Genomic DNA, 25799 nt, shown 5'->3' on the forward strand with positions numbered 1-25799 from the left:
ATCCGATATCCGCATGACAACAAGCGAGACCGAAGGAGTTAAAGCCCACATGAACGAGAATCAACCGTATAACGAAACGATGAACGAACCCGATACAGCAACGCCCAACGAACAACCCTCCTTTTCCGATTACGACCTCAGCCCCGAAATCACCCGCGCCCTCGATACGTTAGGCTATAAATCCCCGACTCCCGTGCAACAACAGGTCATCCCGCAAGCGCTCGCAGGCCGCGACGTCACCGTCAAATCGCGGACAGGCAGCGGCAAAACGGCGGCTTACGGCATTCCTTTGTGCCAACTGTTGGACTGGGAAGAAAGCCGTCCGCAAGCGCTGATCCTCACCCCGACGCGCGAACTGGCCGATCAGGTGAAAGAAGACATCATGAACATCGGACGTTTCAAACGGATCAAAGCGGCGGCGATCTACGGCAAACAGCCCTTTGATCGGCAAAAGCGCGAGTTGATGCAGCGCAATCACGTGATCGTCGGCACGCCGGGTCGGGTGATGGATCATATCGAGAAAGACACCATCGACCTTGAACGCATTCAGTACTTGGTAATCGACGAAGCCGACGAGATGCTGAGCATGGGCTTTATCGAGCAATTGGAAAAGATTATCCGCGAGCTGCCGACCGACCGCGTCACGATGCTGTTTTCCGCTACGCTGCCGCAGGACGTCGAACGTCTGTGCCACCGTTACATGACCGATCCTGTGGACATCGAGATCGGATCACCGAACGACAAACGCCAGACGCAGATCGAGCACAGATTGTACCGAGTGGGCGAAAAGTCCAAACCGGCGCTGCTGCAAAAAGTGACCGTCGTCGAAAATCCGGATAGCTGCATCATTTTCTGCCGGACGAAAGACAACGTGGATGCCGCAGCCGCTCATCTCGATCGTCTGGGCTATCCCGTCAACAAAATCCACGGCGGCATGGAGCAGGACGACCGCAACCGCGTCATGAACGAGTTCCGCGCCGGGAAATTCCGTTATTTGGTCGCGACAGACGTGGCCGCGCGCGGCATCGACATCGACCGGATCACGCATGTCATCAACTACGATCTGCCGATGGAAAAAGAAAGCTACGTGCATCGCACGGGCCGTACGGGACGCGCGGGACAAAGCGGCATCGCGATCACCTTCGCCACGCCGTTCGAAAATAAATTCCTCGGCGCGATCGAAAGCTATATCGGGTTCGAGCTGCCGCTGGCCGAAGAACCTTCCGCGTACGCCGTAGCCGAAGCGCAAGCATCGTTCGACCGCAAGCTGCGCGACCGCCCGGTGGCGAAAAAGACCAAAGGCGAAGAACTGAACGCGGACATCATGAAGCTATATTTTAACGGCGGCAAAAAGAAAAAGCTGCGTCCGGTCGATTTCGTCGGCACGATCGCGCGCATCGAAGGCATCACGGCCGAAGACATCGGGATTATCAGCGTGCAGGAGACGGTCACATACGTGGACATCCTGAACGGAAAAGGCGAGAATGTGCTGAAAGCCATGCAGGAGACGACGGTCAAAGGGAAGCTGCTCAAGGTGCAAAAAGCGCGGACTTAAAGCATGTTAAAGCGAATAAAAGGGTAATAATCCATAACACGAAAACGCGAGTTCGGACATTGAAGTCTTCTCGCGTTTTTAGGCTTTTCTGATTCTAAAGGAGGAGTGAGTCATGAACCTGCAACAAGTCATGGACGAACTGCAATCGCTGGGCACGGAACGCACCAAAAAAAGATACTTGTCCGACGGTGCGCAAGAACCGGTATACGGCGTGGCGACCGGAGCGATGAAGCCGTTGGCGAAAAAGATCAAGAAAGACCAGAAGCTGGCCGAGGAGTTGTATGCGACGGGCAATTATGACGCCATGTATTTTGCGGGCGTGATCGCCGATCCGGCCAAGATGACGGAACAGGATTTCGACCGCTGGATCGACGCCGCGACTTTTTATAAGATCGCCGATCATATCGTGGCGGTCACGCTGTCGGAAACGGAGATCGCGCAGCAGGTGGCGGACAAATGGATCGCGAGCGGGGAAGAACTGCGCATGTCGGCGGGGTGGAGCTGTTATTGTTGGCTGATCGGCAGCCGCGCGGACCAGGAGTTCGATACGGATAAACTGGATCTGATGCTAAAAAGCGTCGAAACCAACCTCGCGGAAGCGCCGGCACGCACGCAATACGCGATGGCGAATTTCGTTTATACCGTCGGCGTTTCCTATGTCCCGCTGCATGACCGGGCCGTCGATACCGCCGAAGTCATCTCGACGGTCGAAGTCGGTCAGGCAGCGGGAAAATCCAAGTTTCTTCAAACGTCGGAAAATATCCGTAAAGCCGTAGAGCGAGGGCAACTAGGATTTAAAAGAAAAGCCGTACGCTGTTGATAGACGGTCGAACGGTTACGGACAAGGATACCAATCCAAAATACCTCCGAGCACCGGATCGTAACGCCAACGGGTACACATTTGCTGACGGTCTTTGTTGTCATTGTCGGGTTTGTCCGTTTTCGGGTCCTGTTTGCGATTGTCCGCGAGTTGTTGCAAATAGGCGGCGTAATCGTCTTGTACCTGCTTTTTCGTGACGTTGTTTTTCTGTAAAAAGGCTTCGTCGTACATGTTCACCTCTTGCAGATAAGGGTTCCACAAAATCAAGGCGTCGCTGGCTTCTCCGATAAAACGCAACGGAACGAACGTATTGCCGTTTTTGGCCGCTGCCGCTTCGGTCAAAAGAACCGTTTTCCCGTTGACCGTCGCTTGTTTGCTGCCTACTTTTAACGTGAAATCAAGCGATCCTTTCGTTCCGCGAACCGTTTGCGAAGCGGCGTCCCATTTGACCTGAATGCCGAGCGATTCGAACAGGGGGCGCATCGGAACGAGCGTGGTGCCGTTTTTGCTGTAAGGCGGCGTACCCAGCTGCATGCGCTTGTCGTTATGTATGACTCCGATCGTCGAACCGTTGTCCGCCCGCGCAATCGAAGCCAAAGGCAACGAAGCAAGCAGAACGAGAGCAAGCGCGATTCTCAGGAAATAAAAGGCGGGGCGACGTTGAGACTTGGGGATATTCATGTTGGAATGAACTCCTTTCAACTCTTTTTTCACCCCCTTTTACCCTTCTCGCTAAAAGATTAAACCTAAAAAAGGATAAAATATGTTTTATGGAAATGAAATTTCCAATTCCCGACTTAACGCTTCCGACACTTCCCCAACCCCCGGCAATGCCTCCAACAACCCGAACGTCTCCCCGCCCCACTCGCCGTCCGCATCCCATACCTGCCGACCGATCCGAACTTTTTTTTCGTCCAGATAAGGGTCTATCCGCGATAATGCTTCTTCCACAAACCCATCCGGCAAAAGCTTCTCCCTTTTCTTCGACCATTCCGTCAGAAACGACAACCCTCGAAGCAGATCATACTCGAAAAACCTCGGGAAGCACGGCTTCAGCCATTCTTCGTTAATCACGTTCCCGCTGCTTTTCGAACACACCAGCCGATGCTCGATCAGATACCGCGCGCCTTCGTCCAAAAAGCTTTTTTCCCGCTCCGTAAAAGGCCGATCCGTGCAGCGCAATATCGCTTCGAGCGGCGGCAGGGTGGAGACGGTCGAGCTTTTGCGGGAATGGATATAAGCGTCGGGATCGCAGTTCAGTCCGCCGTCCGGCAGTTGATGCTTCAGCAGCCATTCGCGAATCCACGGCATTTCCGTATCGGGATCGCAGCCGTAGGCCGACAGAATTTGATAAAACACCGCAAGTTCGCAATGGCAGCAATCCCAGCGATCCCGGTCTTCCGCACGCACGGGAGCATCGCTTTCTTCTATAACAAAAACCGGCCAAACCTGTGTCTGAAGCAGCCTTTTTGCCTGAACGATCGCTGTCTCCGGGATACGCCGAACCTCGCCCATTTCGCACAAAGCGGCCATATGCCACCAGGCACCGTCCCATTTGTTGCGGCTGTCTCCGTCATGCTCAGGCTCGAAATGCGTAGTCTTTTCCAAAAAAGCGACAGAAGCTTCGATCGCGGCGGATACGTCGGGGTTAAACGTCATAAACATTCTCCTTCGGCAGATGATAAACGATTCGGCGTGTTCTTCAATTGCTGTTCGATTTTGCGCAAGGTATCGCCGTCGGCCGTATAAATCATCAATTTCAAATCGGGCTGCTCCGCAACCTGCAAGCTTACATGTTCAAACTCTACCGCGCCGAGATCGGCATCGTTCCATTCTTTGTGGCAGTCGGTGACCATTCGGACCTCATGATCCGGCCAGTGCGCGCGAAATAATTCGCTTTCTTCCATAAACGCGGCGATGGTTTCGTTCAGCCTGGCATCCAGCGGATAACGAACGGAATCGGCCCGGAACCGGGCGACCATCGTTTTGATCCGTTCCCGCCAATCCGGATTGCTGCTTCTGAATAAAGGATCGGTCAAAAAGTAACGCAGCAGATTCGGTCGGGCTTGGAGGTCCGGCGAATCGGAAGGCAGATGAAACAGCACTTCGGCCGAGCGATTCCACACCAGCATATCCCAATAGCGGTCAAGCACGTAAGCCGGATGCGGCTGCAAAGCGAACACGGATTTTTTTAACCCGGAACTGATCCGGCGATACGCTTCCGATTCGACCGCTTCTCCCGCTTCGAACAGCAATAGCAAGTAACGCCGCTCTCCTTCGGACAAGCGCAAAGCGGAAGCCAGGCTTTCGATGATTTGCCGGGAAGGGCGAACATCTTTGCCTTGCTCGATCGACGTATACCACGAGACGCCGATATTGGCGAGTTGAGCGACTTCTTCGCGCCGCAGTCCCGGCGTGCGGCGGCGTCCGTGGACGGGCAGCCCGATCTCCTCCGGACTGACGCGTTCGCGGGCCGCGCGCAAAAAGTCGCCCAGCGACTGTTGCGGGGATGTAGTGTTCATGGCGGGTACCTCCTTTATTTTAGCCTGATGCTCGGAATCATAGGATAACCACCGTGTGGTTGAGCGTTTCCGGCCTGCGTATAGTAGCGGTAGATCGCAACGGTTGCGACGTCCAAAAAACATTATGGATTGGAGTTCACTATACCATGAAAATATTCGTAACAGGCGCAACAGGCAAAGTCGGCAGCCGTTTTACGGCCTATATGCTTAAAGAGGGCCATCAAGTTCGGATTCTGGTCAGAGATGCCGAGCGGGCAAAAGGTTTGGAGGAACAAGGAGCGGAAATCGTGGAAGGGAATCTGCTGCAAGCGGAGCGTTTGACGGAAGCGCTGCGCGGCACGGACGCCGTCGTGCATTTGGCCGCCCAATTTCGCGGCGTCAGCGAAGAAGTAGCCTGGGCATCCAACCTTGACGCGACGCAAGCTTTGGCTAATGCCGCGCTGCAAGCGGGAGTGAAGCGTTTTGTGTTCAGCAGCACGGGAATGGTATATAGCGGCATGAAGCGCGATGTACCGTGCCGCGAGAATGATCCGCTTCAGCCGATTATGGCTTACCCTCGCACGAAAGTAGCCGCGGAAAATGCTTTGCAAGAACTGCATCGCGAACAAGGGTTGGATTTGCGCATCATCCGAATCGGTTTCGTATACGGCGACGGCGACCGGCATATTCAGGAAGCGGCTCCTTTGCTGAGTCAATGGAACGCCGCATGTCCGATGTCGCTCGTGCATCACGAAGACGTGTGTCAGGCTTTGCTGCTTGCGGCCGTTACGCCGGATATCGCCGGCCGCGTCTTTAACGCGGTCGACGATACGCCGATTGCTGTCGGCGAACTGCTTCGGTTGAACGGGCTGCCGACACAGGATTCCGCCGAAGAAGAACCCGATCTGCAGCAAGTTCTCGATCCGGCGCGCATCAAGCAAGAGTTGGGTTTTCAAGCGAAATATGCTTCGTTTCATGAGGCCAAAGAGCAAGGCGCGTTGTAAAACGAACCGTCCCAACCCGTTTTTCGTATCGTCGATTGCCCGGCTTTTCGGGCGGTCGGCTTTTTTTATCGCTCAAAGCGGATTTTATCTTGTTGTTTTTTCGATAACGGTCCGGTTTGCAACAGTCTGACCCCGAGCCATATCCACCACAACGCATGAAAAAGCTGGGTAACGAACATGGCGGCGTTGCCGATCAGCCAAGGGTACGACGCGACGAGATCCAGCGCGGCGGCCACGAAGCCCAAGATCGCCGTCAGGCGTCCGAGCGGACTGCGCCATATCGCAAGGCTCAAACAGACGGTCGCCGCGCAAAGCACCAGAAGCGTCATATGTTGGCTGCCCGCGTACAAGCTGAACATCAATTTGAGCATATCCGTCGAAATGGCGATGCCGTACACGGGGTAGACGAGACGGCCGAGCGCGATCGCGCACAGCAGGTAATTCGGTACGACGAGCGCAAGGATGCCGCAACCGAGCAAGGCGGAGACCGGAGCGTTTTTCGCCAATACCCGATGCAGCGCGAATACGGCGGGGATCAGCGCCATCGGAGCGAAAAACATCAGTTCGTCCGCCATCGACAGATTGAAGCGCCATCGTTCCAACCAGCCCGCCCATTCCGCATTCATGACCGGCGGGCTTGGAACAGGCAGAAGAAACGCCGATAACGCGATAAAAAGAATGCCCGACACGATCAGCGCGAAGCTTCCGAACCGAACGACGGGAGAGTAAGATTCCGGCATAACGTTCAACACCTCGATTTCATTTTTTGGATAGCGGATAAATGTTTGGATCGCTGAATAGAAGAGTACACGAAGGGCTTGCGAAAGGCTAGAATCTGCGTCACATTCCCAGCTTGCACACCGCTATTCCATATGTTGGTTTTGACTTATATAATGAAAGCCTTTTTATTTATCCAAGCAAGCAAAAAGGGTTTGACAGCCTGTCGAAACTGGCACATAATCAATCCATACTAAATTCATCAGCTTTATAAGCGTTGGGAAAAAGGGGGATTCAACGATGTCTCGATTCAAGGCTTTGACGGGAAAAGGATTCGGCTGGGCCGTTCCGGCAGTATTGGTGTTTGCGGTGCTCGCAGGCTGCTCGGGCGGGGGCGGAGGCTCCACGGCGCAGACCGGAACCGACTCGTCGACTGGCACGCAAGCCACGACTTCAGGAAACGAAACGGCAGCGACGGAACCGGCGGAAGGCGGAACGTTCACCTATGCGCGTCCCGCGGCCGTCACGTCGTTCGATCTGCATAACGAAATTACGGCGAACAATGCGTTTGCTATCGATAAAGTATTCGAGCCGCTTGTATCGTTCGACAAAGACGGCAATATCGTGGACTGGCTGGCGCAATCGCACGAAGTGAGCGCGGACGGCCTGACGTATACGTTTGTGCTGAAAGACGGCCTTAAATTTTCCGACGGCACCGACGTGACGGCGAAAGACGCGGCGTTCTCGCTGGAGCGCCACCTGAAGGTCGGCGGCCCGCTCGAAATTTCCGCGAAAGTGGACAAAGTAACGGCGCAGGACGATCATACGCTGGTCGTGACGCTGCAAGAACCGTACACGCCGTTCCTGTCCGAAATGTCGAACTTCTCGAACGGGATCATCCCGGCCGACTTCGGCGGCAAAACGGAAGAAGAGTTTTTCAAAAAGCCGGTCGGCACAGGCCCGTTCGCGGTAGAGAGCTGGGACCCGACAGGCGACGTCACGTTCGTCAAAAACGAGCACTACTGGCAAGAAGGCAAGCCGTATCTCGATAAACTGGTCTACAAACTGGTACAAGACGACAGCCAGGCGCTGAACCAACTCAAAGCGGGCGAAGTCGACGGCATCGAATCGCTGGCGCTGCAAAATGCCGAAGAACTCAAAAACGGCGACGGCACCGGAGTCATCACCAACGGCAGTTGGGTAACGGAGCAATTGTTCTTCAACACGCTGGACGAGCATTTCTCCGACGAACACGTCCGCCGCGCATTGGCGCTGGCGATCGACCGCGAAGGATTGACCAATGCGCTGACGTTCGGTTACGCGCAAGCGGCGAATTCGCTGCTGCCGACGACTATTCCTTATAACTCGAACGATATCATCAAGCCGCTGAACTTCAATCTGGACGAAGCGAAAAAAGAACTGGCGCAATCCAAGTTCCCGACCGGATTCTCCAGCACGTTGCTGATCGCGTCCGGCAACGATACCCGGGCGCAGGAAGCGCAGATCATTCAAGCCGCGGCGCAGTCGATCGGCATCGAATTGAAGATCGAATCGGTCGAGCTGGCTTCGTTCCGCGAGCGTTTCTTCGCTTACGATTTCTCCGCGATGCTCAACAGCGGGCAAGCCGATTCGCCGGAAGCGAACTCGATCATCGCGTTCCAGACCGATCCGGACGGCTTCAGCAAATCGTACTGGACGCATTACACGAACGACGAAGTGACCAAGCTGTTGCACGAAGGACAAACGGCGGCGGACGGCGACGGTCGCCAAAAGATCTACACCGATCTGCTGCAAATTCTTGCGGATGACGTGCCTTATATTCCGCTCTACTACCCGGATGTATTGAAAGGCGTACGTTCTTCCGTGGAAGGTCTTGTTGCCTTGCCGAACGGAAGCCTGCGTTTCGAAGACGTACGGATCGCCCAATGACGAAGATCAATATCCGAACAGCCCGCCGAGAGGCGGGCTTTCCGTCATCATGGAGGTGGATCGCGATCGCGGCGCTGCGTGCGCTGATCGTGATTTTGTGCGTCACGACGGCCGTGTTTTTCCTGATTCGGATCGTACCGGGCGATCCGGCCAAAATGATTCTCGGCGAATACGCGACCGACGAATCGATCGCGGCGCTGCGGCATACGCTGGGGCTTGACCTGTCGTTGTGGGAACAATTTATGCGCTTTGTGCGGACGCTGTTCACGCAGGGCGACACGGGAAATTCGATCGTCTCCGGCGTGTCGGTGCGCGAGCTGATCGCCGCCCGCACGCCCGTCACGCTGCTGCTGATCGCGCTGGCCTGCGTGCTGGCGATCGCTTTTTCGCTGGTGCTCGCCGTGCTCGCCGCCACGAACAAAGACAAGCTGCTCGACCATCTGATCCGCGTTTTTCCCGCGATCACGCTGGGTATGCCCGTCTTTTGGGTCGGATTGCTGCTTATTTTGCTGTTCGGCGTCCGGCTGCATTGGTTTCCGGTCGGCGGCGTGAAAGAAGGGTGGAGCGGCATGCTGTACAGTCTGACGCTGCCCGCGATCACGGTCGCTTTTTCCCAGATTCCGACGCTTGTCCGCTCGCTGCGCGCGCAGATGCTGGACGTGCTGGAATCCGATTTCGTCGTGACGCTTCGGGCCGCCCGTATTCCCCGCCGCGTCATCTTGTTCAAGCATGTACTGCGCAACGCGGCGCTGCCGACGCTGATGCTGTTCGGCGTGAACCTGTCTTACCTGATCGGCGGAACGCTGGTGGTAGAGCAGGTCTTCGGCATCAAAGGCATCGGCAGTCTGCTGTTCACATCCATATCAAGCCGGGATTTCCCGGTTATCCAGGGTATCGCGCTGTATTGCGCAGTCGCTGTGGTGGCGATCGGCCTGCTGGTCGATATCGTCGCCTGGTGGCTGGACCCGAGAACGAAGGAGAAGCGATAACATGAACCGAAATCCATTATCGTCGAACCGGTCTTGGGTCATCTCGGAAAAAGCGGGGTGTTCGCGATGAAAATCAACGATCTGCCGCTCAACTCCGAAATCGCCGCCGGAACCGAAACCGAATCGCTTTTGCCTCCGAATCCAAAGTCTTCCGGTCAGCGCGGTTGGAGCCGGGCACGCCGGATTCCTGCGCTGATCGCCGGAAGCATTATGATGCTCCTGCTCATCCTCGCCGCGATCCTTATTCCGTGGCTCAGTCCGTACGATCCGATCACGCAGGATCTAAGCGCGTTTCTTCAACCGCCGTCCGCGCAGCACTGGCTGGGCACGGATCAGCTCGGCCGTGACCTGTTCACCCGCCTGATCTATGCCGCCCGCACCGATCTCGGCATCATGGTGCTGGCCGAGATCATTCCGTTCGTCTCGGGCATCGCGATCGGCATGCTGGCGGGGTATTACGGCGGCTGGGTCAATACGGTCGTATCGCTGGTGACGGACACGTTTATCGCGTTTCCGTTTTACCTGATCGTTATCATCGTCGCGTTTGCCAGCGGAGCGGGCGCGCAGGGCATCTATATCACGTTCATGCTGGTCGGCTGGATCGTGTTCGCCCGCGTCTCGCGCGGCTTGACCGCGTCGCTAAGGCAGCAGGAATGGGTCGCTTCGGCGCAAACGCTCGGCTTGCCCGGCTGGCAAATCCTGCTGCGCCATCTGTTGCCGAACATTTTGCCGCAAGCCGTGGTCGTGCTGATGACGGATATGGTCGGCGTGCTGGTCGCGATCGTGACGCTGGGCTATCTCGGCATCGGGATCGCGCCGCCCACGCCGGACTGGGGCACGATGATCGCCGACGGGCAATCGTTCATGACGACCGCCTGGTGGCTGTCCGCCGTGCCGGGCTTCGCCGTCGTCTACACCGGAATATCGCTGTCGCTGATCGGCGACGGACTGTCCGATCTGTGGAGGAGGAAATCATGATTGTGGGGAAAAAAGAACAAAACGAGAAACAAGGCACGTTCGGCGGGCAGTCAGAGCATGGAGAGGACGAATCCCTTCTGGTCGTCGACAATCTGACGCTGTCTACTCCTTCCGGACAAAATCTGGTCGAAGGCATTTCCTTCTCCCTGCGACGCGGCGAAAGCATCGGCCTCGTCGGCGAATCCGGCTCCGGCAAATCGCTGACGCTGCGCGCCGTGCTGGGACTGCTGCCGCGCGGCGTCCGGCTCGCCGGAGGGCAAGTGCGCCACGCGGCCAGTCCCGCGATGGTGTTCCAGGACCCGCGTGGCGCGCTCGATCCGCTCTGCCCGGTCGTGAAGCAGGTAACGGAAGTCGTCCGTTACCGCCAGCGCAAAAGCCGCCGCGAAGCGCGCGACGAAGCGCTCAAGTTGCTGTCGCTGCTGGGCTTGCCCGATTCGCTGCAACGCGAAGACCGTTATCCGAACCAACTGTCCGGCGGCCAGTGCCAACGGATCGTAATCGCGTTGGCATTGGCTTGCCGCCCGGATATTCTGCTGTGCGACGAGCCGACGACGGCGCTCGACGTGACCGTGCAACGGCAGATCGTCGATCTTCTGATCCGGTTGCAGCGCGAGCTGGGCTTCGCGCTGGTATTCGTCACGCACAATCTGGCGGTCGCCGCCGAAATGTGCTCGCGCCTGATCGTGATGCAGCAGGGGCGCGCCGTCGAAGCGGGACCGGCGCTGGATATTCTGACCCGTCCGGGCGATCCGTATACGCAAATGCTGATCGAAGCCGTGCTTCCGTTGCCGGAAAGCGAGTGGGAAGCCGGACAAAAGGAGGAAAAGCCATGAGCAAGGATCTGATCGTCGACAACATGACGGTTCGCTACGGCGGATTCGCCGCGCTGGACGGCGTGACGCTGAACGTCCCGGCGCATACGACGCTCGGCCTCGTCGGCGAGTCCGGCTCGGGCAAATCGACGTTGGCCCGAGCCGTCGCGGGATTGATTCTGCCGAGCGAAGACCGTCTGCTGCTCGGCGACCGGCCGCTTGCCAAGCGCCGCAGCCGCGAGCAGCGCAAGCAAATCCAGATGATTTTCCAGAATCCCGACGCTTCGCTGAATCCCCGGCATACCGTGCGGCAGATCCTGTCCGAAGCGCTGCGTTTTCACCGCATCACGCAGGGACGCGCCGATACGGAGCGCCGAAGCCTGGAACTGCTGGAGCAAGTCAAGCTCGCTTCGGGTTCGCTGGATCGTTACCCGCACGAATTTTCCGGCGGGCAGCGGCAGCGGATCGCGATCGCCCGCGCGATCAGCGTCGAGCCGGCGCTGCTGATCGCCGACGAGCCGACCAGCGCGCTCGACGTATCGGTGCAGCGCAGCGTGTTGGAACTGTTCCGCGACATCAAAGCCGAACTGAACCTGACGATGTTATTCATCTCGCACGACTTGGGCGTGATCCATGCGGTCAGCGATACGGTCGCCGTGATGCGGCAAGGCATGCTGGTCGAAGTCGCGCCGAACGAACGCTTTTTCGCGCAGCCGCAATCGGCGTACGGACGCGAACTGCTGGCGGCCGTGCCGAAGATGCCGACGGCAGGAGGGGCAGGCGGCGCTGCAAGGTAAGCTTCGTGGATCGAGGCGGGGATGGCAGGGGATAATGGCTGGTGGTGCTGGTGCTACTATTAGTTCCCTTTCCCCCTACCCGTCCGCACCCGCACCAGCGCAACAAAGGCAAGCGTCAAGATCTGCTGTTTCTGTGCAAGCAGCTCTGCGTCCGCGCCCGCATCGGCGCGACAAAGACAAGCACAGAAATGTTGACGTTTTGCACACTTTTTTTACGATAATTCGCTTCGATATCCACAAAAGAGAGCATTACGTCAACATTTTTGGCCGATTTTTGGCTTTTAAGCCGAATCAGCGATAAAATATGCGCATTTCGTCAGCATTTTCATATTTACGGCTCGATTTGAGCAAAAATGTGAGCGTCACGTCAACATTTTAATCAAACACCTTAAATACCGAACCGAACGGAGGCAAACCATGAATACCATACAACCCGGCTTCGTGCCTTTGACACGCGCCGAATACGATACTTTAACGAAGCTGCTCGGCGAGCTGCTGCATACGCAATATCCGCCGGTCGTTATCCCGGGCGAAGCCATTTTGGGCATCGAAGCGATCGCGGCAAGCATCGCGGCGCCGGGCCGTCGCTTTTTGAATATCGTCACCGGGCCTTACGGCACGCTGTTCGGCGAATGGCTGGAACGCGGCGGAGCGGAAGTCTTCGAGCTTCGCGTGCCGTTCGATGAAGTCGTGACTGCGCAAGCGGTACAAACGGCGATCGAGCGTTCGAAGCCGCATGCGATCTCATTTGTCCATGCGGAAGTCGTGACAGGCGGCTCCAATCCGGCAAAAGAAATTCTCGAACTGGCACGCCGATACGATCTGATCAGCGTGATCGATTCCGTGTCCGCAGTCGGCGGGGAAGAGCTGCCGATTGATTCGTGGGGAGCGGATCTGGTCGCAGTCGGCATGCAAAAAGCACTCGGCGGACCGAACGGCGTCAGCGCCGTCGCGGTATCGCCGCGCGGTTGGGCATTTATCGAATCGAATGCCCGCGCGCCGCGAAATTCGATCTTGTCGCTGCTCGACTTGCGTGCTCCGGGCGAAGGTCAGCCTTTTCGCGTGCCGCCGAGCATTCCGACGCTGGAAGCCCGCGCGCTGATCGCGACGCTGGCGGCCACCGAAGCGGAAGGACTGGAACAAGTGATTCGTCGTCACGAAATCGCGGCGGAATCTACAGCAGCGGGATTGCGGGCATTGGGGCTTCAAGGCTGGCAGCGCGATGCCGCGCGGCGTTCGACATTGACGACGACCGTACGGATCGGCGACGAACAGCTGCTGCGTATCGAGCAGCCGATCGGTATCGTAGCGCCCGGAGACGGTGAGCTGCGGGGTCAGCTGCTGCGTATCAACCATTTCGGCGCCAGCGCATCGCAAGAAGGCGTGGAGACGGCGATCAAGACGTTGGCAGCATTATTGGAACAGGAAGCGACCGCAGCGATCGCAGCTGTACAAGAAGTCTGGGAGGCCGCGCAATGATTGTGAAAAAGCCGGCGTTTAAAAGCATTCGAGGAATATCTATCGTAGGCATAGCGGATAAGCTTTTTGATATCGAGATCAAGCACGGACGATTCGTATCGGTAACAGAAACGGAGCAAGGAGCAACAGCTATCGCTTCTGCGCCGTCCGATTCTTTTTCAACAAACGCATCTTCAACAAACGCATCAGAATGGGAAAAAGCAGAAATCATCGACGGAAGCGGCCTATGGATGTCGCCCGGATTGATCGATCTGCATACGCATATGGCTTGGACCGACTTCGATCACGCCGATCAGGACAAGCGCGATCCGGCCGAAGTCGAGACGATGCAGGCACAGGCTTTTGAAGCCACATTGCGCACGGGCGTAACGACGGTGCGGGATGCCGGAGGTCTTGCGCCGAGCGTCGCAAGTCATTTGGTTCGCACATACGGTCATCCGCTGCGGATCGACAATGCCAGTCATATGTTCGGCGCGGCGGATACGTCGTTAGGCATCGAACATCTGAAGCGCAAAGCCGACGAAGTGTTTGCTTCCGGGGCCAACTGGATCAAGATCATGGCAACAGGCGGGTTAGGCGCACCTACGGAGAAGGTCACCGATCCGGTCTTTTCCGAAGAAGAATTTGCTTTCCTGGTTCGGTATGCGCATGAAAACGGCCGTAAAGTATTCGTGCATGCCTGGGGCGGCGTGTCGATCGACTGGTCCGCTCAAGCCGGCGTGCAATCGATCGAACACGGCATGTTCTTAACCTCCGATCAAGCCAGCCGATTGGCCGAAGCGAACGTGGCTTTCGTGCCGACCGCTTCGATCTACCGAATCGCCGCCGATCCGCAAGGTGTACTGGCTCTTCCGCCCGTGATTCGCGAACGCGCCGCACGAGCGGTAGAAGCCCACGCCAACGCTGTCGCCCACGCCCAAAAAGCCGGAGTCCGTATCGGCTTCGGCACAGACTACGCGACCCCGCACCTGCACGGCCGCAATCTTCAGGAACTGTACACGCTTTTGGACTACGGCATGACTCACCAGGAAATCTGGAGCTCCGCCACATCCGAAGCTGCCCACATCCTCGGAAGATCCGATGAACTAGGCACAATCGCAGCAGGCTACCTGGCCGATGCAGTCGTCTTCGCCGCCGATCCGTATCTTGCCAAAAGCGAAGCCCAATTACGCCAAAGCATAAAGGCGGTTCTAACCGGTAGTGATGAAAAAGAACTGTCGACTCTCGCTGATTAGAGAATGGAGGTCTGAAATAAATCCTTATCTTCCTAACTTTCAATGCTAAATCAAGGAAACGCATTTTGTGCTTTTAGATGTCGAGAAACTCCAACGTAGCGGGAAGCGAGAAAACGGAGAGAGAAATTCAGTTCAAGAAGCCTTTGAACTCGGAAAACTCCTTATTTCAATCCCATCTAGGCAAGCAAATATTGCGTTTCCTTTTTTGCACATCACCCGGATTCTCATGTATGCTGGTCCCATATCGAAATCTTCCCTCGAACGGAGTGAATAGACGGATGAGTCAGGATGCGAGAATCGGTAGCTGGCCGAGCTACGACAATATCCGAACCCTGCAACAATGCGAAGACATCCTCGGCAGCCTGCCGATTTTGCAAAAAACGTCGGCGCGCCAATGGTTGTACGAGCTTGGAGACCGCTGGATGATCATCAATCTCTCTTATGTGAACGAAGCGGGAGATGTGGACGAAGGAGCAGGCTGCAATGTGCTGGATACCCATGTGCCATGGGCCAATCTGCGAGGAGACGGCGCAATGTGGGCCTATACGCAGCTCCGTCTTCATCTGGCAACCGCTTTCGGTTGGTCGGTGCTGGACTTGCAAAGCGGAGACCTCTACCAACCGCTGCCGCTCGAAGATGTGGCCCAATTGTATGCTTTGCCGGATGTCGCTGCCAAAGGCGCCGTGCCGGTCCGTTTTTTTTCATGGACCGAAGACCGTTCGGCTGTACGGTATCGGAAAAAGGATCGGTTGATCGCCAAAACGGAACCGCGCGCATCGTACTCGGCTTTGATTGCCCTCGATGATGAACGTGTATTGCAAGGCTACAAAGGAGGATCTTTCGTCAGCGATATTCCCGGCATTCAACTTCGCGTCGGTGACGATCTGAAATGCGAGGAGGAACTGACAGGCGGAGGCCGGAGTCTTGCGTTGCGAGCCGATCAGAAGATTTTGCTGTCGGACGGCCCGTTATCCCAAGGATACAATGCGCATCTTTTAATCCATAGCCTGTCGCCTTTACAAACCCTTTCATCCGTTCCGTTGCCGCTTAGCCCGCCTTTTGCCTGGGTACCGGATACCGAATGCTTTCTGGCTGTCGTGCCGCGTAAAAATACAAGCGAACAAGATTTTGGACATAGCGCTCCTTCCGCTGTAGTGGATGGCAATCGCCTGTTGATCTCGGACGATGCCGTCAACGCCCACCCGTGGCTGCACAAAGCGCTAGATCCGACAACCCACCATTTAATCGAAGTCGACCCACAAAGCCAAAGCTGGCGCCCAGTCATCGCGCAGCAGCAATTTGCGGAAGCGTTCGGCTCCTACGAAGGCTCCGCTATAGATGAACTGATCTTGTCGCCCGACGGCCGTTATCTCTATGTCTCGAACCGCTACTACCAGATCGCCTGCTTTGACCTTGCCGAGGATCGTTTTATCTGGTCAACAGACCTGCACGACAATATGCGCGTCTACACCGTTGCACTCAGCCCTTGCGGACGTTATCTAGCCATAGGCGGATTAGCCGAAGACCGCAACTGCCCCGAATCCTTTTCGCTTTTGCATGCCCGTACAGGCCAATTCGTGTACCGCTTACCGATATCCGGAACATTCAGCAGCGCAATCTATTCCGCAACCTGGCACCCCACCGGGACCCACGTGATACTAGGACTGGCAAACGGAACCATCATCGAACTTCAACTAAACGCCGAAGCCCGCTCCTTCAAAGCCTTAAAAGGCGGTATCACCGCCATATGTTTTCAAAGTGAACGCCTTCTCGTCACCGGAGCAGAAAAGGTCGTACGCGCATGGAGCAGTAGAGAGTAGCGAAGAATCACTAACCCATATCCGAACCAGGGCGTGTACGCAAACTCCGAAGGGCGAAAATTCAGCTCAAGATGCACGTCGCCTGAGTTTGCGTACACGCCCTAACGAGAACGCGACCTTATCCATAAAAAATACAAAGTAAAAAGGCGAACCCGAGGGTTCGCCTTTTTACTTGTAGATGATGTTCAATTCGAGAGTAAGCCAAGCGGAGGGAGAAGTTCAGTGAAAAACGCCTTTGAACTCGGAAATTTACGGTTGGCATGTATGCCAACCGTAAATTTCCGAGTGAGACAAAGTTTTGAACGAACTTCTCCCGCAGCGCCCCGCTTTCCTCCCGAACAGGACCTCCTCGACATTCTAAGTCGAGCCCATCCGCCTCTTACTTGTCCGACGAAGCCAGATGCGTCGCGACTTCTGATCCCGACATGAATTCTTCCACCGCCAGCGGCAGCGTGACCGTCACCGTCGTGCCTACGCCATACTCGCTTTCGATTCGGATCTGTCCCCCGTGCAAGCGCACGATTTCCTTGCTGATCGCAAGTCCCAGCCCGCTGCCGGACATTTTGGAGCTGCCTTTGTAAAAACGGCGTCCGATTCGTTCAAGGTCCTCCGCCGGAATGCCTTCGCCGTCGTCTTGCACCGAGACATGAACCTGCAAGTCTTCGCAAGATGCGGTCATACGGATCTCGCCGTTCAGATCGGAGAACTTGATCGCGTTGTCGAGCACGTTGACGAACACCTGCTTCAGCCGGTTGAGATCGGCGTGCATCGGAAGCGGCTCGTCAGGCAGATAGGTGCTCAGCGTCACGCCGCGCTTGTTGCCTGCCCAACTGTATTGCAGATCCAACTGCTGGAGCAGCAGATTCAGATCGACCGGCACGGAGCGCATCTTGATTTGTCCGGCTTGGTATTTGGAAAAGTCCAGCAGATCTTCGACAAGGCCGATCAACCGATCCGTCTCGTTCGTAATGACGCTGAGTCCTTTGAGGGTGGTCTCGTCATCGTCCAGGCCGCCGACGACCAGCGTCTCTCCCCAGCCTTTGATCGAGGTAAGCGGCGTGCGAAGTTCGTGGGAAACGGTCGAGATAAAGTCGTTTTTCATTTTCTCGCTTTTGGATAACTCTTCGTTCATATGATTGAGCGAATCGGCCAGCGTACCGACTTCGTCGTCGTTTTGACGCACCGCTTTTGCCGTAAAGTCCCCGGTCGCCATTTTCCGGGAAATGACGGTAAGCTCCTTGATCGGGCCGACGATCTGACGGGCGATGATAAGACTCAGGCCGAAGCCGAGCAGCAGCACCGCCGCCCCGATTCCAACCGCCCAAACGATCAGCTTGGCGACTTCGTCGTACAAAGGTTCCGTCGAGACGGAAAAGCGCAAAGTGCCGATGACTTCGCCGTAACTGACAAGCGGACTGGATACGGCCATGATGCGCTGCTTGAACGCGTTCGAATAACCGGAATAACTGCCGACCCCGCCTTGTTGCGCGATGCGCACGTCTGACGTGCGGATACGTTTGGACGAAGAAAAGCCGTACGAATCCACCACCGTGCGTCCTTGCAAATCCAGTACCTCCACGCGGCTGCTTTCGCTCGGGACGAGGTTTTCCAAAATATAACGGGCCCGCTCCGGCAGCGTGTAACCTTCCATGAACTGATTGGACAGCGTGGCGGCGGTGACGGCGCGGGATTGAACGATCTGACGGGCGCTGTCGAAATAATAGGTCGATACGGCTGCGGCGAAAATGACTTCCAGCAGCACCACGATCGTGAGCAGCAGCAGACCGATCTGAAGCAATAGGCGTCCTCTAATGCTTTTCAACATCGCTGCTCGCCTCCTCTTCGTCTTCGGTGCTGATCCCCGCCAACTCATGAACTTCCGCAATGGTGAGACGGAGCGCTTCATAGTCGCGTGCGGCGTCTCCGGTCAGATCCCCGTTTCCGTCCGGCAGCAAAGCCACCGTGACTTGCGACGTGTTGCCCGGAATGATCGAGCCGCCGCTACCCAGCACCACGTATTCGCTTTGCCGGCTCTCCAACACGGGTTTGAGCGCATTCCAGGCTTCGCTCGACATCTGGCGCAGCGTGAGCAGGGGAAGCGTGACGGTGCTGCCGTCTTCGCGTTCCGTCGGATACACGAATCGCACTTCGCTGGCGGCATTTTCGCTGCCGGTCGGAAGTTCGATCCGGTATTTGCCCAGCCAGCGGCCGGGAATGCGCAGATCGTAGCCCCATTGCCAGAAGCGGTCTTCGATAAAAGTCATCGTGCGATTCCCGTCCCAGCGGTAATAGGAATCGCTCCAGAGCTGGGGCGTGCCGGAAGGGCTTTCGACGCTCGGCATCGGCGTAGGCAAAGCCGTTTCCAAAATGCCGTCGCCGTCCACATCCCGGTTTTTGGCCGGATAATCGATCCACCATTTGTTTTCGGTCAACGACAGATCGGGATTGCCGTCGGGCGCTCCGAGCTTCAAATCTTGTCTGGACATACGTTCGTCGTAAGACTGCTGAGGCAAAGACAACACGTTGACCAGATCGTTATTTTTCCAGGCCAGCAGTATGGCGTAGCCGGAACGGGTAGTGCTCATCACTTGCGCGAAAAGTCCGTCCGTGTTTGTTGCGGCTTTTTCGATTTGCATGTTCAGCACCGAGCCATCGGTTCGACGCTCTGCCAGCAGGGATAATTTGCCGCTTTTCTCGCCGATCAGCCGGATCTGCGAATGCGTATCTTCGGCATCTACAGCAGGAGGGACGACGGCGATTTGTTCAAGTCCGTTGCCGATCAAGTCGCCGACTGCGATCTGATCGTAGGATTCATGGAAGATCTCTTCAGCTTTGCCCCCGGAAAAAGAATAGATGAACAATTCGCGCGGGAGCCCCGTGCTTCCGCTATCGTAGCCCAACAGCAGTTCGGACGACGATGGCTCGGTCAGCGATTTGATCCCCAAGTAATCCAGATTCATTCCGCTGCCCGTAATTTGGTCGGCTTTTTGCCATGCGCCGCCACGTTTGGTCAAGATCATGATATTAACCTCGTAATCGGTATCCGGCTTTTTATAGGAAACGATCATTTCTTCCTCGCCGTCACCGTCCAGATCCGCCAGGCGAATCGCGCTTCCCTGATCCGACTGGTCGGGCGTAGTGAGCTGGTAGCCTGCGGGCAGAAAAGGCTGCACCGACCGGTACAACGCTTGTTCTTCGTTTGCGAGATTGGGAGCGTGCAGCAGATCGCCCGGCGAAGCGATCCGTCCGCATCCGCCGACGATCAAAAGAGACAACAGGCCGGCGATTTTAAGTGCTTTCATGAGCGGGTTCTCCTTAACAGAATGAGCGATTGGCGTTGAAAAGGTACTATTTCTTATATATCGGCTTCGATGCCGGAAATGCGACAGGAAAACGTTTCAGCGGTTCATTTTCGCAGTTAAACGCACGCAGGTCAAGAGGAAAATTCCGACCGATTTCAAACTGTGAAAAATAAGGTCCGACCTCCCCGGATTGAAACCTCTCTCAAAAGAATTTAACCTTTGAACCGAATCGAATTCTCAACGAAACGATAGCCCGAGTTTAGCCCCGATTTACGAAAGCCTTTTAAGCTAGACCCATAAGCCGAAGCGCAGCGCGCGAACGGTGGAGCAAGATCAAACTTTTCGGGGAGGCGAAAGCCATGAAGATTACGGTTGAAACGAACGAACGCAAGTATGAGGGAAGCGGCGGAATATGGCGTGCGGCCGAACATCGGTCGGCCGCGTCGCGAACGTTATGGCAACCGATCGAAACATTCTGGAAAACGGCGGTGGCGGCGACGCTGTTCATGTATGTGTTGGCGAGACGAATCGTAACGGGGACGTTGTTCTTCGCTGCGGCTGCGGCCGTCGCGGCGGGCGCATACGGAGCTTGGAGCGGACTTGCGAGCTTCGGCGACGGAGCCGGCGGACTGCTGCTCGGCCTCGGTTGCGGCATCGCGGCGCTGGGCCTGGCCGTTCCGGCTTTCAAGCTCGGCGGAAAGTTCCACGCTCAACTGCAAACGACCGTTCGACTGCTCAAAGCGCAACGAAACGAAGCGGCAAAGGAGGAGAACGCGCATGAATAACGGGAAAAAGAAAATGGGTACGCCGATGAAAGGTTCGCTGATTCTGCTGGCCGTCGGACTGGTCATCGCGGGCATCGGCACTTGGCTGGGCGGCCTGGATACGATCGTGCTGCCGGATCTGCCTTTTTGGAATCACTGAGCAGGTTTTGTCGATAAAGGTACGTGGGAGCGGGAAGCGTCCGAGAAAAATTCGTTTCGGTCGCGTATCGAAATCGGATAAAAGGACTCCGCCTGGTCGAGGTGTTTAAAATAAGTGCTCAAATACACTTATTTCGCTCGATTTGCTCCCCAATCTTCAAATAGGTACAAATCTGCAACTATTTGAAGAAAAAGCGCGTGAAAGAGCCTAAGCGCGAGAAATTAAGTGCATATCCGCATCTATTTTTCCTGAATCGCAAAATATGAAGCAAATAAGTGTATATTCGCACTTATTTTCAGAATTTTGATTCTAGCAATCTGACCGCTTACGATATGGTGTTGGCGTGCGAATGTAAACCTTAACGCTCTAGGGCGTGTCTTCAAACCTGCCAATGTGCATCTTTTGCCGCCTTTTCGTCCTCTGCGGATATCGACTTGAAGCGTGTCGCTATCCACCAATGGCTTCGTCACTTTCCCTTGACGTGCCCCGGCACGCCTTCGAAAAAGTTCCTTGCCGAGAACGAAAATTCGGCCAAATCTGCTTCCATCGAGGTTTGAAGACACGCCCTAGCAAGAGTCCGCCCGTTCAACTCGAAAATCGTATACGGTCAAAGTACCCGCTTGTTCCGATCCGTGTAGGGGATGTGCCTGTCCGCGCCTTGTAGGGTAACATCTGCTGGTCGGGTACCGGGTAAAACTCAGCGTCCATACGTGAAAAAGAGACAAAAAACGGCTGCCGGTACTTTTCCGACATGCTGGAGACGTGGGCGCCCCGACGGCGCTCGCGTCTTTTTCACAGCGCCTCTTTATAAAGCACCTGTACAACGCCTCTTCATAGCGCTTCTTTACAATGCTTCCTTCTTTTAAAAAATCTCTCTACAACGCTTCGTTTTTCCCCAACGTCGCTTCCGCTTCCGCCAGCGTGACGGTCACGGTCGTGCCTTCGCCGGGCGCGCTGTCGATATCGATGCGCGCGCCGTGGAGCGTCAGCACCTTTTTTACCAACGCCATGCCCAGACCGTTGCCTTCGGACGCGTGCGACGTATCGCCTTGATAAAACTGGTCGAACACATGCCGCAGCGTCGTTTCGTCCATGCCCGGCCCTTCGTCGCGGATACGGATCTGTGCCGATTGCTCCGTGCGCCGCACGCTGATCGCGAGGGTTCCGCCGTCGGGCGAAAATTTGATCGCGTTATCGAGGATATTGACCCAGGCGTGCTTGAGCAGATCGGGATTGCCGAGTACGGCGACTTCGTCGATCTCCAGCTCGAACGCCAGCGATTTGGCCGCGCCTTTGCTTTCCGCCATCAGGATCGCGCGCCGCACCTGTTCGCTGACCGAAAATACCGTCATGCCGGAGCCGATCTTTTGCGAGTCGATCTTGGACAGTTCCAAAATATTGGCCGCCAGCCGAGCGAGCCGATCCGATTCCGAAATCATGATCTCCAAATATTCGTCGCGCTCCGCTTGAGGCAGCTCGGGGTCTTGAAGCAGTTCCGCGAAGCCTTTGATCGAGATGATCGGCGTTTTGAACTCGTGCGAAAAGTTGTTGATAAAGTCTTTGCGAAGCAGCTCGACGCTGCCGAGTTCTTCCGCCGCTTTGTTGTAACTGCGCGCGAATTCGTTGATTTCGAGCGAATGCGAACCTTTTGCCAGCCGGATGCGCGTACCGAAATTGCCTTTTGCCAACTCGTTGACGGCGTCGATCATGCGGTGCATCGGCTTGATGAGCACACTGTCGATCATGATCAGCGTGGAAAATCCGATGAACAAACTGACGACGCAAGCAAAAAACAACGGCCCGACCACGGGACGTTCGTAAAAGTTGGCCGGCACCCAGCCGAACCGGATCAATGCCGCCGACGCGATGCCGAACACGGTCAGGATCACGAGGATAATTAGAAACAAATTGATCGACAGCAGCAAAAACAAACTCAATTTGGAAGCGGGCGAACGCAATGTTCTCATCCGTTTTTCACCGCGCGATAGCCCAGTCCCCGCACCGCTTGCAGCTCGAATTCCGGGAAATGTTCGAATCGTTTGCGCAAACGGTTGATATGCACGGTGACGGTGCTTTCGCCGCTTTCCGTGTCCAGCCCCCAGATTTCGTCGAGCAGTTGCAGCCGGGTGAACACCTGTCCGGGGTAGGCGAGCAATTTGTATAGCAGGTAAAATTCTTTGGGCGGCAGCGCGTGCGATTCGTTTTCCCGTTTGACGGTCAGCGAATCGTAGCCAAGCACCACGCTACCGATCGTGATCTGCCGTTCGTTGACGATCCGGGAACGGCGCAGCAGGGCGGCGATCCGCAGTAGCATTTCTTTTTTGTCGACAGGCTTGGTCATGTAATCGTCGGTGCCGACCAGAAAGCCGCGGTGTTTGTCTTCGGGCAATTCTTTGGCGGTGACCATCAGGATCGGCAAGGTGTAATTGGCGGCGCGCAGCGTTTCCGTCAGTTGGTATCCGTCCAGATTCGGCATCATGACGTCGGCGACGATCAGATCGAATTGGCGTTCGTCCAGCCGGTCAAGCGCTTCGCGTCCGTCGAAAGCGGCCGTCACCGTATACCCTTCGGCCCGCAGAATCGCGCCCATCAGCTTATTCGTGTTTTTGTCGTCTTCCACCACCAAAATATGAAACATGATCGCGGCCTCCTCGTGCGTTATTCTTTTTACTACTATATCGAAAAAAATAAACGCAGGCTAAACCGGTAGTTGAGACGGGGTTTAGCCTGCGTTTATTTTTGGGGTCTAGCATGGACATATGGAAAAGGCGTCATCGCCTGTCCAACATTAACGCGGTACGTTCCTTGCCGGGGCGCGATCGCGGGAGGAGCGTGCCAAGATGAACAAATGGATCAAAAACGCCGCCAATGCGGCTACGGGGCTGGTCACCGGGATGTTCAACGAAGAAAGTCCGGAGAACGCGGAGCTGGTACATACCGTGTCGCTGCCGCTGGACGGCGTGAACGCGGTTCGCGTCAAGTATATCGCCGAAAGCTTCGTGCTGGGGCATTCGCGAAACGGGGAGCTGGTCGTGCGGGAATACATGAATCTGAACGACGACGAACTCAAAGCCGAAGTCGCAAAAAAAGGAACAGGAATCGAAATCCGGCATGGCAAACGTCGCGGATTCAAACTGCGCAGCCGGATCGAGATCGATGTGCCTGCGGATTGGCGGGGCAAGCTGTCGCTGTCCACGATCTACGGCAGTATCCGCACGTCGGAAGATTGGAAACTGGAAGCGCTGAATGCCGAGACGACAGGCGGCGAACTGGAATTCGGCGCGGTGGAAAGCAAGCGGGTCAAGCTGTCCAGCTCCAACGGCGGCGTAAACGTGCGGGCATTGGACAGCGGCGAAGCCGACTTGCGCAGCGTGACGGGAGATTTGCGTATCGGGCAGTTCGGCGGCAGCGGCACGTTCGGCACGGGCAGCGGCGAATTGTCGCTTCATATCGCCCGGATCGACGGCCATGTGGAATGCGCGTCGCAAAGCGGAGAAGTCCGCGTGCGGATTGGCGAGGATGCCGACGCCGAGGTGGGCGCGGTCAGCCAAGCGGGAGAGGTCTACGCTTCTTCGCCGAAGGTTCGGACCGTACCGAAAGCACCGGGACAATTCGCTTCCGCGCACGGGTTTTTGGGCAAAGCACCGTACCGCGAGCTTCAAATCCGTTCCGGGCAGGGTAGCATTCATATCACGGATTGAGCGGCGGCGTACGGGATCGGAAGATTTTTGGAAAGTAAAAATGATTGTCGGAGATTAAAAAATACGAAGTGAAAGGAGCGATACGGCGATGAGAGTCACGATCGACGGCGGCGAACATTCCCCATACCCGCGAAAAGAAGAAGACGTGTCCGCTGCGGAAGCATTGGCCGAACGGGAGATCGTGTTCCGATCGACGCTGGGCGTGTTTCTGTTTCCGTTTTTGCTGGGAACTTTTATCTTGCGATTCATGTTCTTTTTCGCGGGCTGGACGATCGTGGCGACCGGATACGTCGCTTCGTTGTCCGCCGCTTCGTCGGCAGGGTTTGCGTTCGTGCTGGCCTGGACGAACGGGCAAGATGCCGGGGCGTCGCTGCTGGCCGGAGGCTGCGGGCTGGCGCTGCTGGCGTTGTGCCGGCCTTTTTTCGGATCGACGGAATGGATGCGCGACCGGCTGCTGAAGATCGGAGCCGCGCGCAAAGCTTCCCGCCAAGCGGAACGACGCCAACACCAAGAAACCGCCGAGCCGGACCGGCAGCGTACCGATTGATATGAATAGCCGACGGATCGAACGCCATATTCAGTTCGCGCTGCTGTCCGCTTACGCCAATAGCGGATTGGCGCTCGTGAAGCTGGCGCTCGGCATATGGGGAGCTTCGCCGACGTTGTGCCTATACGCGCTGTGCAGCGTCGGCATGGCCGCCGCCAAATGGATCGCCGCCCGCAGCTACCGCCATATCGGCGACGGGGGCGGGGACGGCGAATCTTTGTTTTCGAACGGCGAAGCCGGGAGTCAACGGGAAGAAGACCTTCGCGTTCATACGGCGGTAGGGGCGATCATCGTCGCGACCAGCGTGCCTTTTTTGCTGCATAGTCTCTATGTGTATACGCGGGGAGGAAGTGCCGATTACCCGGCGAACGTCGCAATCGCGATCGCGGCGGTGACGTTCACGGAAATCGGCATGGCTATCTACGGCGCGATCGTCGCCAAACGCGCGGGCGTGCGCCTCGTGACGCTGCTCAAGCTGACCAATCTGGCGTTCGCGCTGTTTTTGCTCGTCCTGACGCAAACGGCGATTCTATCGTTCGCCGATCCGCGCTACCTGTCGACGTACAACGGATTAAGCGGCTTGTTGTTCGGCGCCGGAGCGTTGTCGATCGGGGGCTATATCGTGGTCCGCGCGGGAGCGGATCGGAAGCGGGTCGGCGAGACGTGAAGTAAGCAAACCCAAACCCAAA

At 56.3% G+C, this 25799-nt stretch carries 24 protein-coding genes; 16 read left to right on the forward strand and 8 right to left on the reverse strand.

Features of this window, described 5'->3' with window-relative positions; genetic code table 11:
• Nucleotides 1–79 precede the first annotated feature (79 nt).
• A complete protein-coding gene (locus WKI47_RS06525; RefSeq protein WP_340226391.1) occupies nt 80–1555 on the forward strand; it encodes a DEAD/DEAH box helicase in 1476 nt (491 codons plus the stop codon).
• Nucleotides 1556–1667: 112 nt separating this feature from the next.
• Nucleotides 1668–2375, forward strand: coding sequence for a DNA alkylation repair protein (locus WKI47_RS06530; protein WP_340226367.1), 708 nt, complete (start codon nt 1668–1670; stop codon nt 2373–2375).
• A gap of 15 nt (nt 2376–2390) precedes the next feature.
• On the opposite strand, the gene WKI47_RS06535 is transcribed toward WKI47_RS06530, so the two are convergent.
• The 3 genes from WKI47_RS06535 to WKI47_RS06545 all read right to left on the reverse strand — a co-directional run bounded on the left by WKI47_RS06535 (nt 2391) and on the right by WKI47_RS06545 (nt 4897).
• Complete coding sequence (locus WKI47_RS06535) at nt 2391–3056, reverse strand: copper amine oxidase N-terminal domain-containing protein (protein WP_340226368.1); 666 nt, start codon at nt 3054–3056, stop codon at nt 2391–2393.
• Between the two features lie 87 nt (nt 3057–3143).
• Complete coding sequence (locus WKI47_RS06540; RefSeq protein WP_340226369.1) at nt 3144–4034, reverse strand: prenyltransferase/squalene oxidase repeat-containing protein; 891 nt, start codon at nt 4032–4034, stop codon at nt 3144–3146.
• Nucleotides 4031–4897 (reverse strand): helix-turn-helix transcriptional regulator, encoded by an 867-nt coding sequence (locus WKI47_RS06545; RefSeq protein ID WP_340226370.1) that lies wholly within the window; start codon nt 4895–4897, stop codon nt 4031–4033. Before WKI47_RS06545 ends, WKI47_RS06540 begins: the two co-directional genes overlap by 4 nt.
• Nucleotides 4898–5043: 146 nt before the next feature.
• Here WKI47_RS06545 and WKI47_RS06550 point away from each other — a divergent pair, with 146 nt between their 5' ends.
• Nucleotides 5044–5880, forward strand: a complete 837-nt coding sequence (locus WKI47_RS06550) for an NAD(P)-dependent oxidoreductase (protein WP_340226371.1) — start codon at nt 5044–5046, stop codon at nt 5878–5880.
• Nucleotides 5881–5945: 65 nt separating this feature from the next.
• Here WKI47_RS06550 and WKI47_RS06555 read toward each other — a convergent pair whose 3' ends face one another.
• Complete coding sequence (locus WKI47_RS06555; RefSeq protein WP_340226372.1) at nt 5946–6620, reverse strand: hypothetical protein; 675 nt, start codon at nt 6618–6620, stop codon at nt 5946–5948.
• Nucleotides 6621–6897: 277 nt separating this feature from the next.
• Here WKI47_RS06555 and WKI47_RS06560 point away from each other — a divergent pair, with 277 nt between their 5' ends.
• The 8 genes from WKI47_RS06560 to WKI47_RS06595 all read left to right on the forward strand — a co-directional run bounded on the left by WKI47_RS06560 (nt 6898) and on the right by WKI47_RS06595 (nt 16636).
• Nucleotides 6898–8526, forward strand: a complete 1629-nt coding sequence (locus WKI47_RS06560; RefSeq protein ID WP_340226373.1) for an ABC transporter substrate-binding protein — start codon at nt 6898–6900, stop codon at nt 8524–8526.
• Nucleotides 8523–9515, forward strand: a complete 993-nt coding sequence (locus tag WKI47_RS06565) for an ABC transporter permease (RefSeq protein ID WP_340226374.1) — start codon at nt 8523–8525, stop codon at nt 9513–9515. Before WKI47_RS06560 ends, WKI47_RS06565 begins: the two co-directional genes overlap by 4 nt.
• Before the next feature lie 66 nt (nt 9516–9581).
• Nucleotides 9582–10493: an ABC transporter permease gene (locus tag WKI47_RS06570; protein WP_340226375.1), complete on the forward strand. Its 912-nt coding sequence runs from the start codon at nt 9582–9584 to the stop codon at nt 10491–10493.
• Nucleotides 10490–11326, forward strand: coding sequence for an ABC transporter ATP-binding protein (locus WKI47_RS06575; protein WP_340226376.1), 837 nt, complete (start codon nt 10490–10492; stop codon nt 11324–11326). The genes WKI47_RS06570 and WKI47_RS06575 overlap by 4 nt, the downstream gene beginning before the upstream one ends.
• The gene (locus WKI47_RS06580; RefSeq protein WP_340226377.1) at nt 11323–12102 is read left to right on the forward strand and encodes an ABC transporter ATP-binding protein; all 780 of its coding nucleotides are present in this window, start codon (nt 11323–11325) and stop codon (nt 12100–12102) included. Before WKI47_RS06575 ends, WKI47_RS06580 begins: the two co-directional genes overlap by 4 nt.
• 417 nt (nt 12103–12519) lie before the next feature.
• Nucleotides 12520–13581: a pyridoxal-phosphate-dependent aminotransferase family protein gene (locus WKI47_RS06585; protein ID WP_340226378.1), complete on the forward strand. Its 1062-nt coding sequence runs from the start codon at nt 12520–12522 to the stop codon at nt 13579–13581.
• Nucleotides 13578–14816, forward strand: a complete 1239-nt coding sequence (locus tag WKI47_RS06590; protein WP_340226379.1) for an amidohydrolase family protein — start codon at nt 13578–13580, stop codon at nt 14814–14816. The genes WKI47_RS06585 and WKI47_RS06590 overlap by 4 nt, the downstream gene beginning before the upstream one ends.
• Nucleotides 14817–15094: 278 nt before the next feature.
• The gene (locus tag WKI47_RS06595; RefSeq protein WP_340226380.1) at nt 15095–16636 is read left to right on the forward strand and encodes a hypothetical protein; all 1542 of its coding nucleotides are present in this window, start codon (nt 15095–15097) and stop codon (nt 16634–16636) included.
• 379 nt (nt 16637–17015) lie between these two features.
• On the opposite strand, the gene WKI47_RS06600 is transcribed toward WKI47_RS06595, so the two are convergent.
• Nucleotides 17016–18461, reverse strand: a complete 1446-nt coding sequence (locus WKI47_RS06600; RefSeq protein WP_340226381.1) for a HAMP domain-containing sensor histidine kinase — start codon at nt 18459–18461, stop codon at nt 17016–17018.
• Nucleotides 18445–19938, reverse strand: coding sequence for a hypothetical protein (locus tag WKI47_RS06605; protein WP_340226382.1), 1494 nt, complete (start codon nt 19936–19938; stop codon nt 18445–18447). Before WKI47_RS06605 ends, WKI47_RS06600 begins: the two co-directional genes overlap by 17 nt.
• A gap of 359 nt (nt 19939–20297) precedes the next feature.
• Here WKI47_RS06605 and WKI47_RS06610 point away from each other — a divergent pair, with 359 nt between their 5' ends.
• Nucleotides 20298–20723: a hypothetical protein gene (locus WKI47_RS06610; RefSeq protein WP_340226383.1), complete on the forward strand. Its 426-nt coding sequence runs from the start codon at nt 20298–20300 to the stop codon at nt 20721–20723.
• Nucleotides 20716–20862: a hypothetical protein gene (locus WKI47_RS06615; RefSeq protein ID WP_340226384.1), complete on the forward strand. Its 147-nt coding sequence runs from the start codon at nt 20716–20718 to the stop codon at nt 20860–20862. Before WKI47_RS06610 ends, WKI47_RS06615 begins: the two co-directional genes overlap by 8 nt.
• Before the next feature lie 875 nt (nt 20863–21737).
• Here WKI47_RS06615 and WKI47_RS06620 read toward each other — a convergent pair.
• Together WKI47_RS06620 and WKI47_RS06625 are read right to left on the reverse strand one after the other, a co-directional pair.
• Nucleotides 21738–22829: a HAMP domain-containing sensor histidine kinase gene (locus tag WKI47_RS06620; RefSeq protein WP_340226385.1), complete on the reverse strand. Its 1092-nt coding sequence runs from the start codon at nt 22827–22829 to the stop codon at nt 21738–21740.
• Complete coding sequence (locus WKI47_RS06625; protein ID WP_340226386.1) at nt 22826–23500, reverse strand: response regulator transcription factor; 675 nt, start codon at nt 23498–23500, stop codon at nt 22826–22828. The genes WKI47_RS06620 and WKI47_RS06625 overlap by 4 nt, the downstream gene beginning before the upstream one ends.
• A gap of 202 nt (nt 23501–23702) precedes the next feature.
• Here WKI47_RS06625 and WKI47_RS06630 point away from each other — a divergent pair, with 202 nt between their 5' ends.
• From WKI47_RS06630 to WKI47_RS06640, 3 genes are all read left to right on the forward strand, one after another.
• On the forward strand, nt 23703–24563 hold the full coding sequence (locus WKI47_RS06630) for a DUF4097 family beta strand repeat-containing protein (RefSeq protein WP_340226387.1): 861 nt from the start codon (nt 23703–23705) through the stop codon (nt 24561–24563).
• 88 nt (nt 24564–24651) lie between these two features.
• Nucleotides 24652–25110, forward strand: a complete 459-nt coding sequence (locus WKI47_RS06635; RefSeq protein WP_340226388.1) for a hypothetical protein — start codon at nt 24652–24654, stop codon at nt 25108–25110.
• A 1-nt stretch (nt 25111) separates the two neighbouring features.
• Nucleotides 25112–25777, forward strand: a complete 666-nt coding sequence (locus WKI47_RS06640; protein WP_340226389.1) for a hypothetical protein — start codon at nt 25112–25114, stop codon at nt 25775–25777.
• Nucleotides 25778–25799: the final 22 nt, after the last annotated feature.

The organism is Saccharibacillus sacchari, assembly GCF_037722395.1.
GTDB classification, from domain to species: Bacteria; Bacillota; Bacilli; order Paenibacillales; family Paenibacillaceae; genus Saccharibacillus; species Saccharibacillus sacchari_A.

Bases quoted from the DNA above. Each gene is read 5' to 3' on its own strand.
- WKI47_RS06630 (WP_340226387.1), top strand. From the start codon at position 23,703: ATGAACAAATGGATCAAAAACGCCGCCAATGCGGCTACGGGGCTGGTC.
- WKI47_RS06625 (WP_340226386.1), bottom strand. From the start codon at position 23,500: ATGTTTCATATTTTGGTGGTGGAAGACGACAAAAACACGAATAAGCTG.
- WKI47_RS06545 (WP_340226370.1), bottom strand. From the start codon at position 4,897: ATGAACACTACATCCCCGCAACAGTCGCTGGGCGACTTTTTGCGCGCG.
- WKI47_RS06640 (WP_340226389.1), top strand. From the start codon at position 25,112: ATGAATAGCCGACGGATCGAACGCCATATTCAGTTCGCGCTGCTGTCC.
- WKI47_RS06535 (WP_340226368.1), bottom strand. From the start codon at position 3,056: ATGAATATCCCCAAGTCTCAACGTCGCCCCGCCTTTTATTTCCTGAGA.
- WKI47_RS06610 (WP_340226383.1), top strand. From the start codon at position 20,298: ATGAAGATTACGGTTGAAACGAACGAACGCAAGTATGAGGGAAGCGGC.
- WKI47_RS06570 (WP_340226375.1), top strand. From the start codon at position 9,582: ATGAAAATCAACGATCTGCCGCTCAACTCCGAAATCGCCGCCGGAACC.
- WKI47_RS06540 (WP_340226369.1), bottom strand. From the start codon at position 4,034: ATGACGTTTAACCCCGACGTATCCGCCGCGATCGAAGCTTCTGTCGCT.
- WKI47_RS06595 (WP_340226380.1), top strand. From the start codon at position 15,095: ATGAGTCAGGATGCGAGAATCGGTAGCTGGCCGAGCTACGACAATATC.
- WKI47_RS06530 (WP_340226367.1), top strand. From the start codon at position 1,668: ATGAACCTGCAACAAGTCATGGACGAACTGCAATCGCTGGGCACGGAA.
- WKI47_RS06555 (WP_340226372.1), bottom strand. From the start codon at position 6,620: ATGCCGGAATCTTACTCTCCCGTCGTTCGGTTCGGAAGCTTCGCGCTG.
- WKI47_RS06590 (WP_340226379.1), top strand. From the start codon at position 13,578: ATGATTGTGAAAAAGCCGGCGTTTAAAAGCATTCGAGGAATATCTATC.
- WKI47_RS06550 (WP_340226371.1), top strand. From the start codon at position 5,044: ATGAAAATATTCGTAACAGGCGCAACAGGCAAAGTCGGCAGCCGTTTT.
- WKI47_RS06575 (WP_340226376.1), top strand. From the start codon at position 10,490: ATGATTGTGGGGAAAAAAGAACAAAACGAGAAACAAGGCACGTTCGGC.
- WKI47_RS06620 (WP_340226385.1), bottom strand. From the start codon at position 22,829: ATGAGAACATTGCGTTCGCCCGCTTCCAAATTGAGTTTGTTTTTGCTG.
- WKI47_RS06615 (WP_340226384.1), top strand. From the start codon at position 20,716: ATGAATAACGGGAAAAAGAAAATGGGTACGCCGATGAAAGGTTCGCTG.
- WKI47_RS06585 (WP_340226378.1), top strand. From the start codon at position 12,520: ATGAATACCATACAACCCGGCTTCGTGCCTTTGACACGCGCCGAATAC.
- WKI47_RS06600 (WP_340226381.1), bottom strand. From the start codon at position 18,461: ATGTTGAAAAGCATTAGAGGACGCCTATTGCTTCAGATCGGTCTGCTG.
- WKI47_RS06580 (WP_340226377.1), top strand. From the start codon at position 11,323: ATGAGCAAGGATCTGATCGTCGACAACATGACGGTTCGCTACGGCGGA.
- WKI47_RS06605 (WP_340226382.1), bottom strand. From the start codon at position 19,938: ATGAAAGCACTTAAAATCGCCGGCCTGTTGTCTCTTTTGATCGTCGGC.
- WKI47_RS06560 (WP_340226373.1), top strand. From the start codon at position 6,898: ATGTCTCGATTCAAGGCTTTGACGGGAAAAGGATTCGGCTGGGCCGTT.
- WKI47_RS06565 (WP_340226374.1), top strand. From the start codon at position 8,523: ATGACGAAGATCAATATCCGAACAGCCCGCCGAGAGGCGGGCTTTCCG.
- WKI47_RS06525 (WP_340226391.1), top strand. From the start codon at position 80: ATGAACGAACCCGATACAGCAACGCCCAACGAACAACCCTCCTTTTCC.
- WKI47_RS06635 (WP_340226388.1), top strand. From the start codon at position 24,652: ATGAGAGTCACGATCGACGGCGGCGAACATTCCCCATACCCGCGAAAA.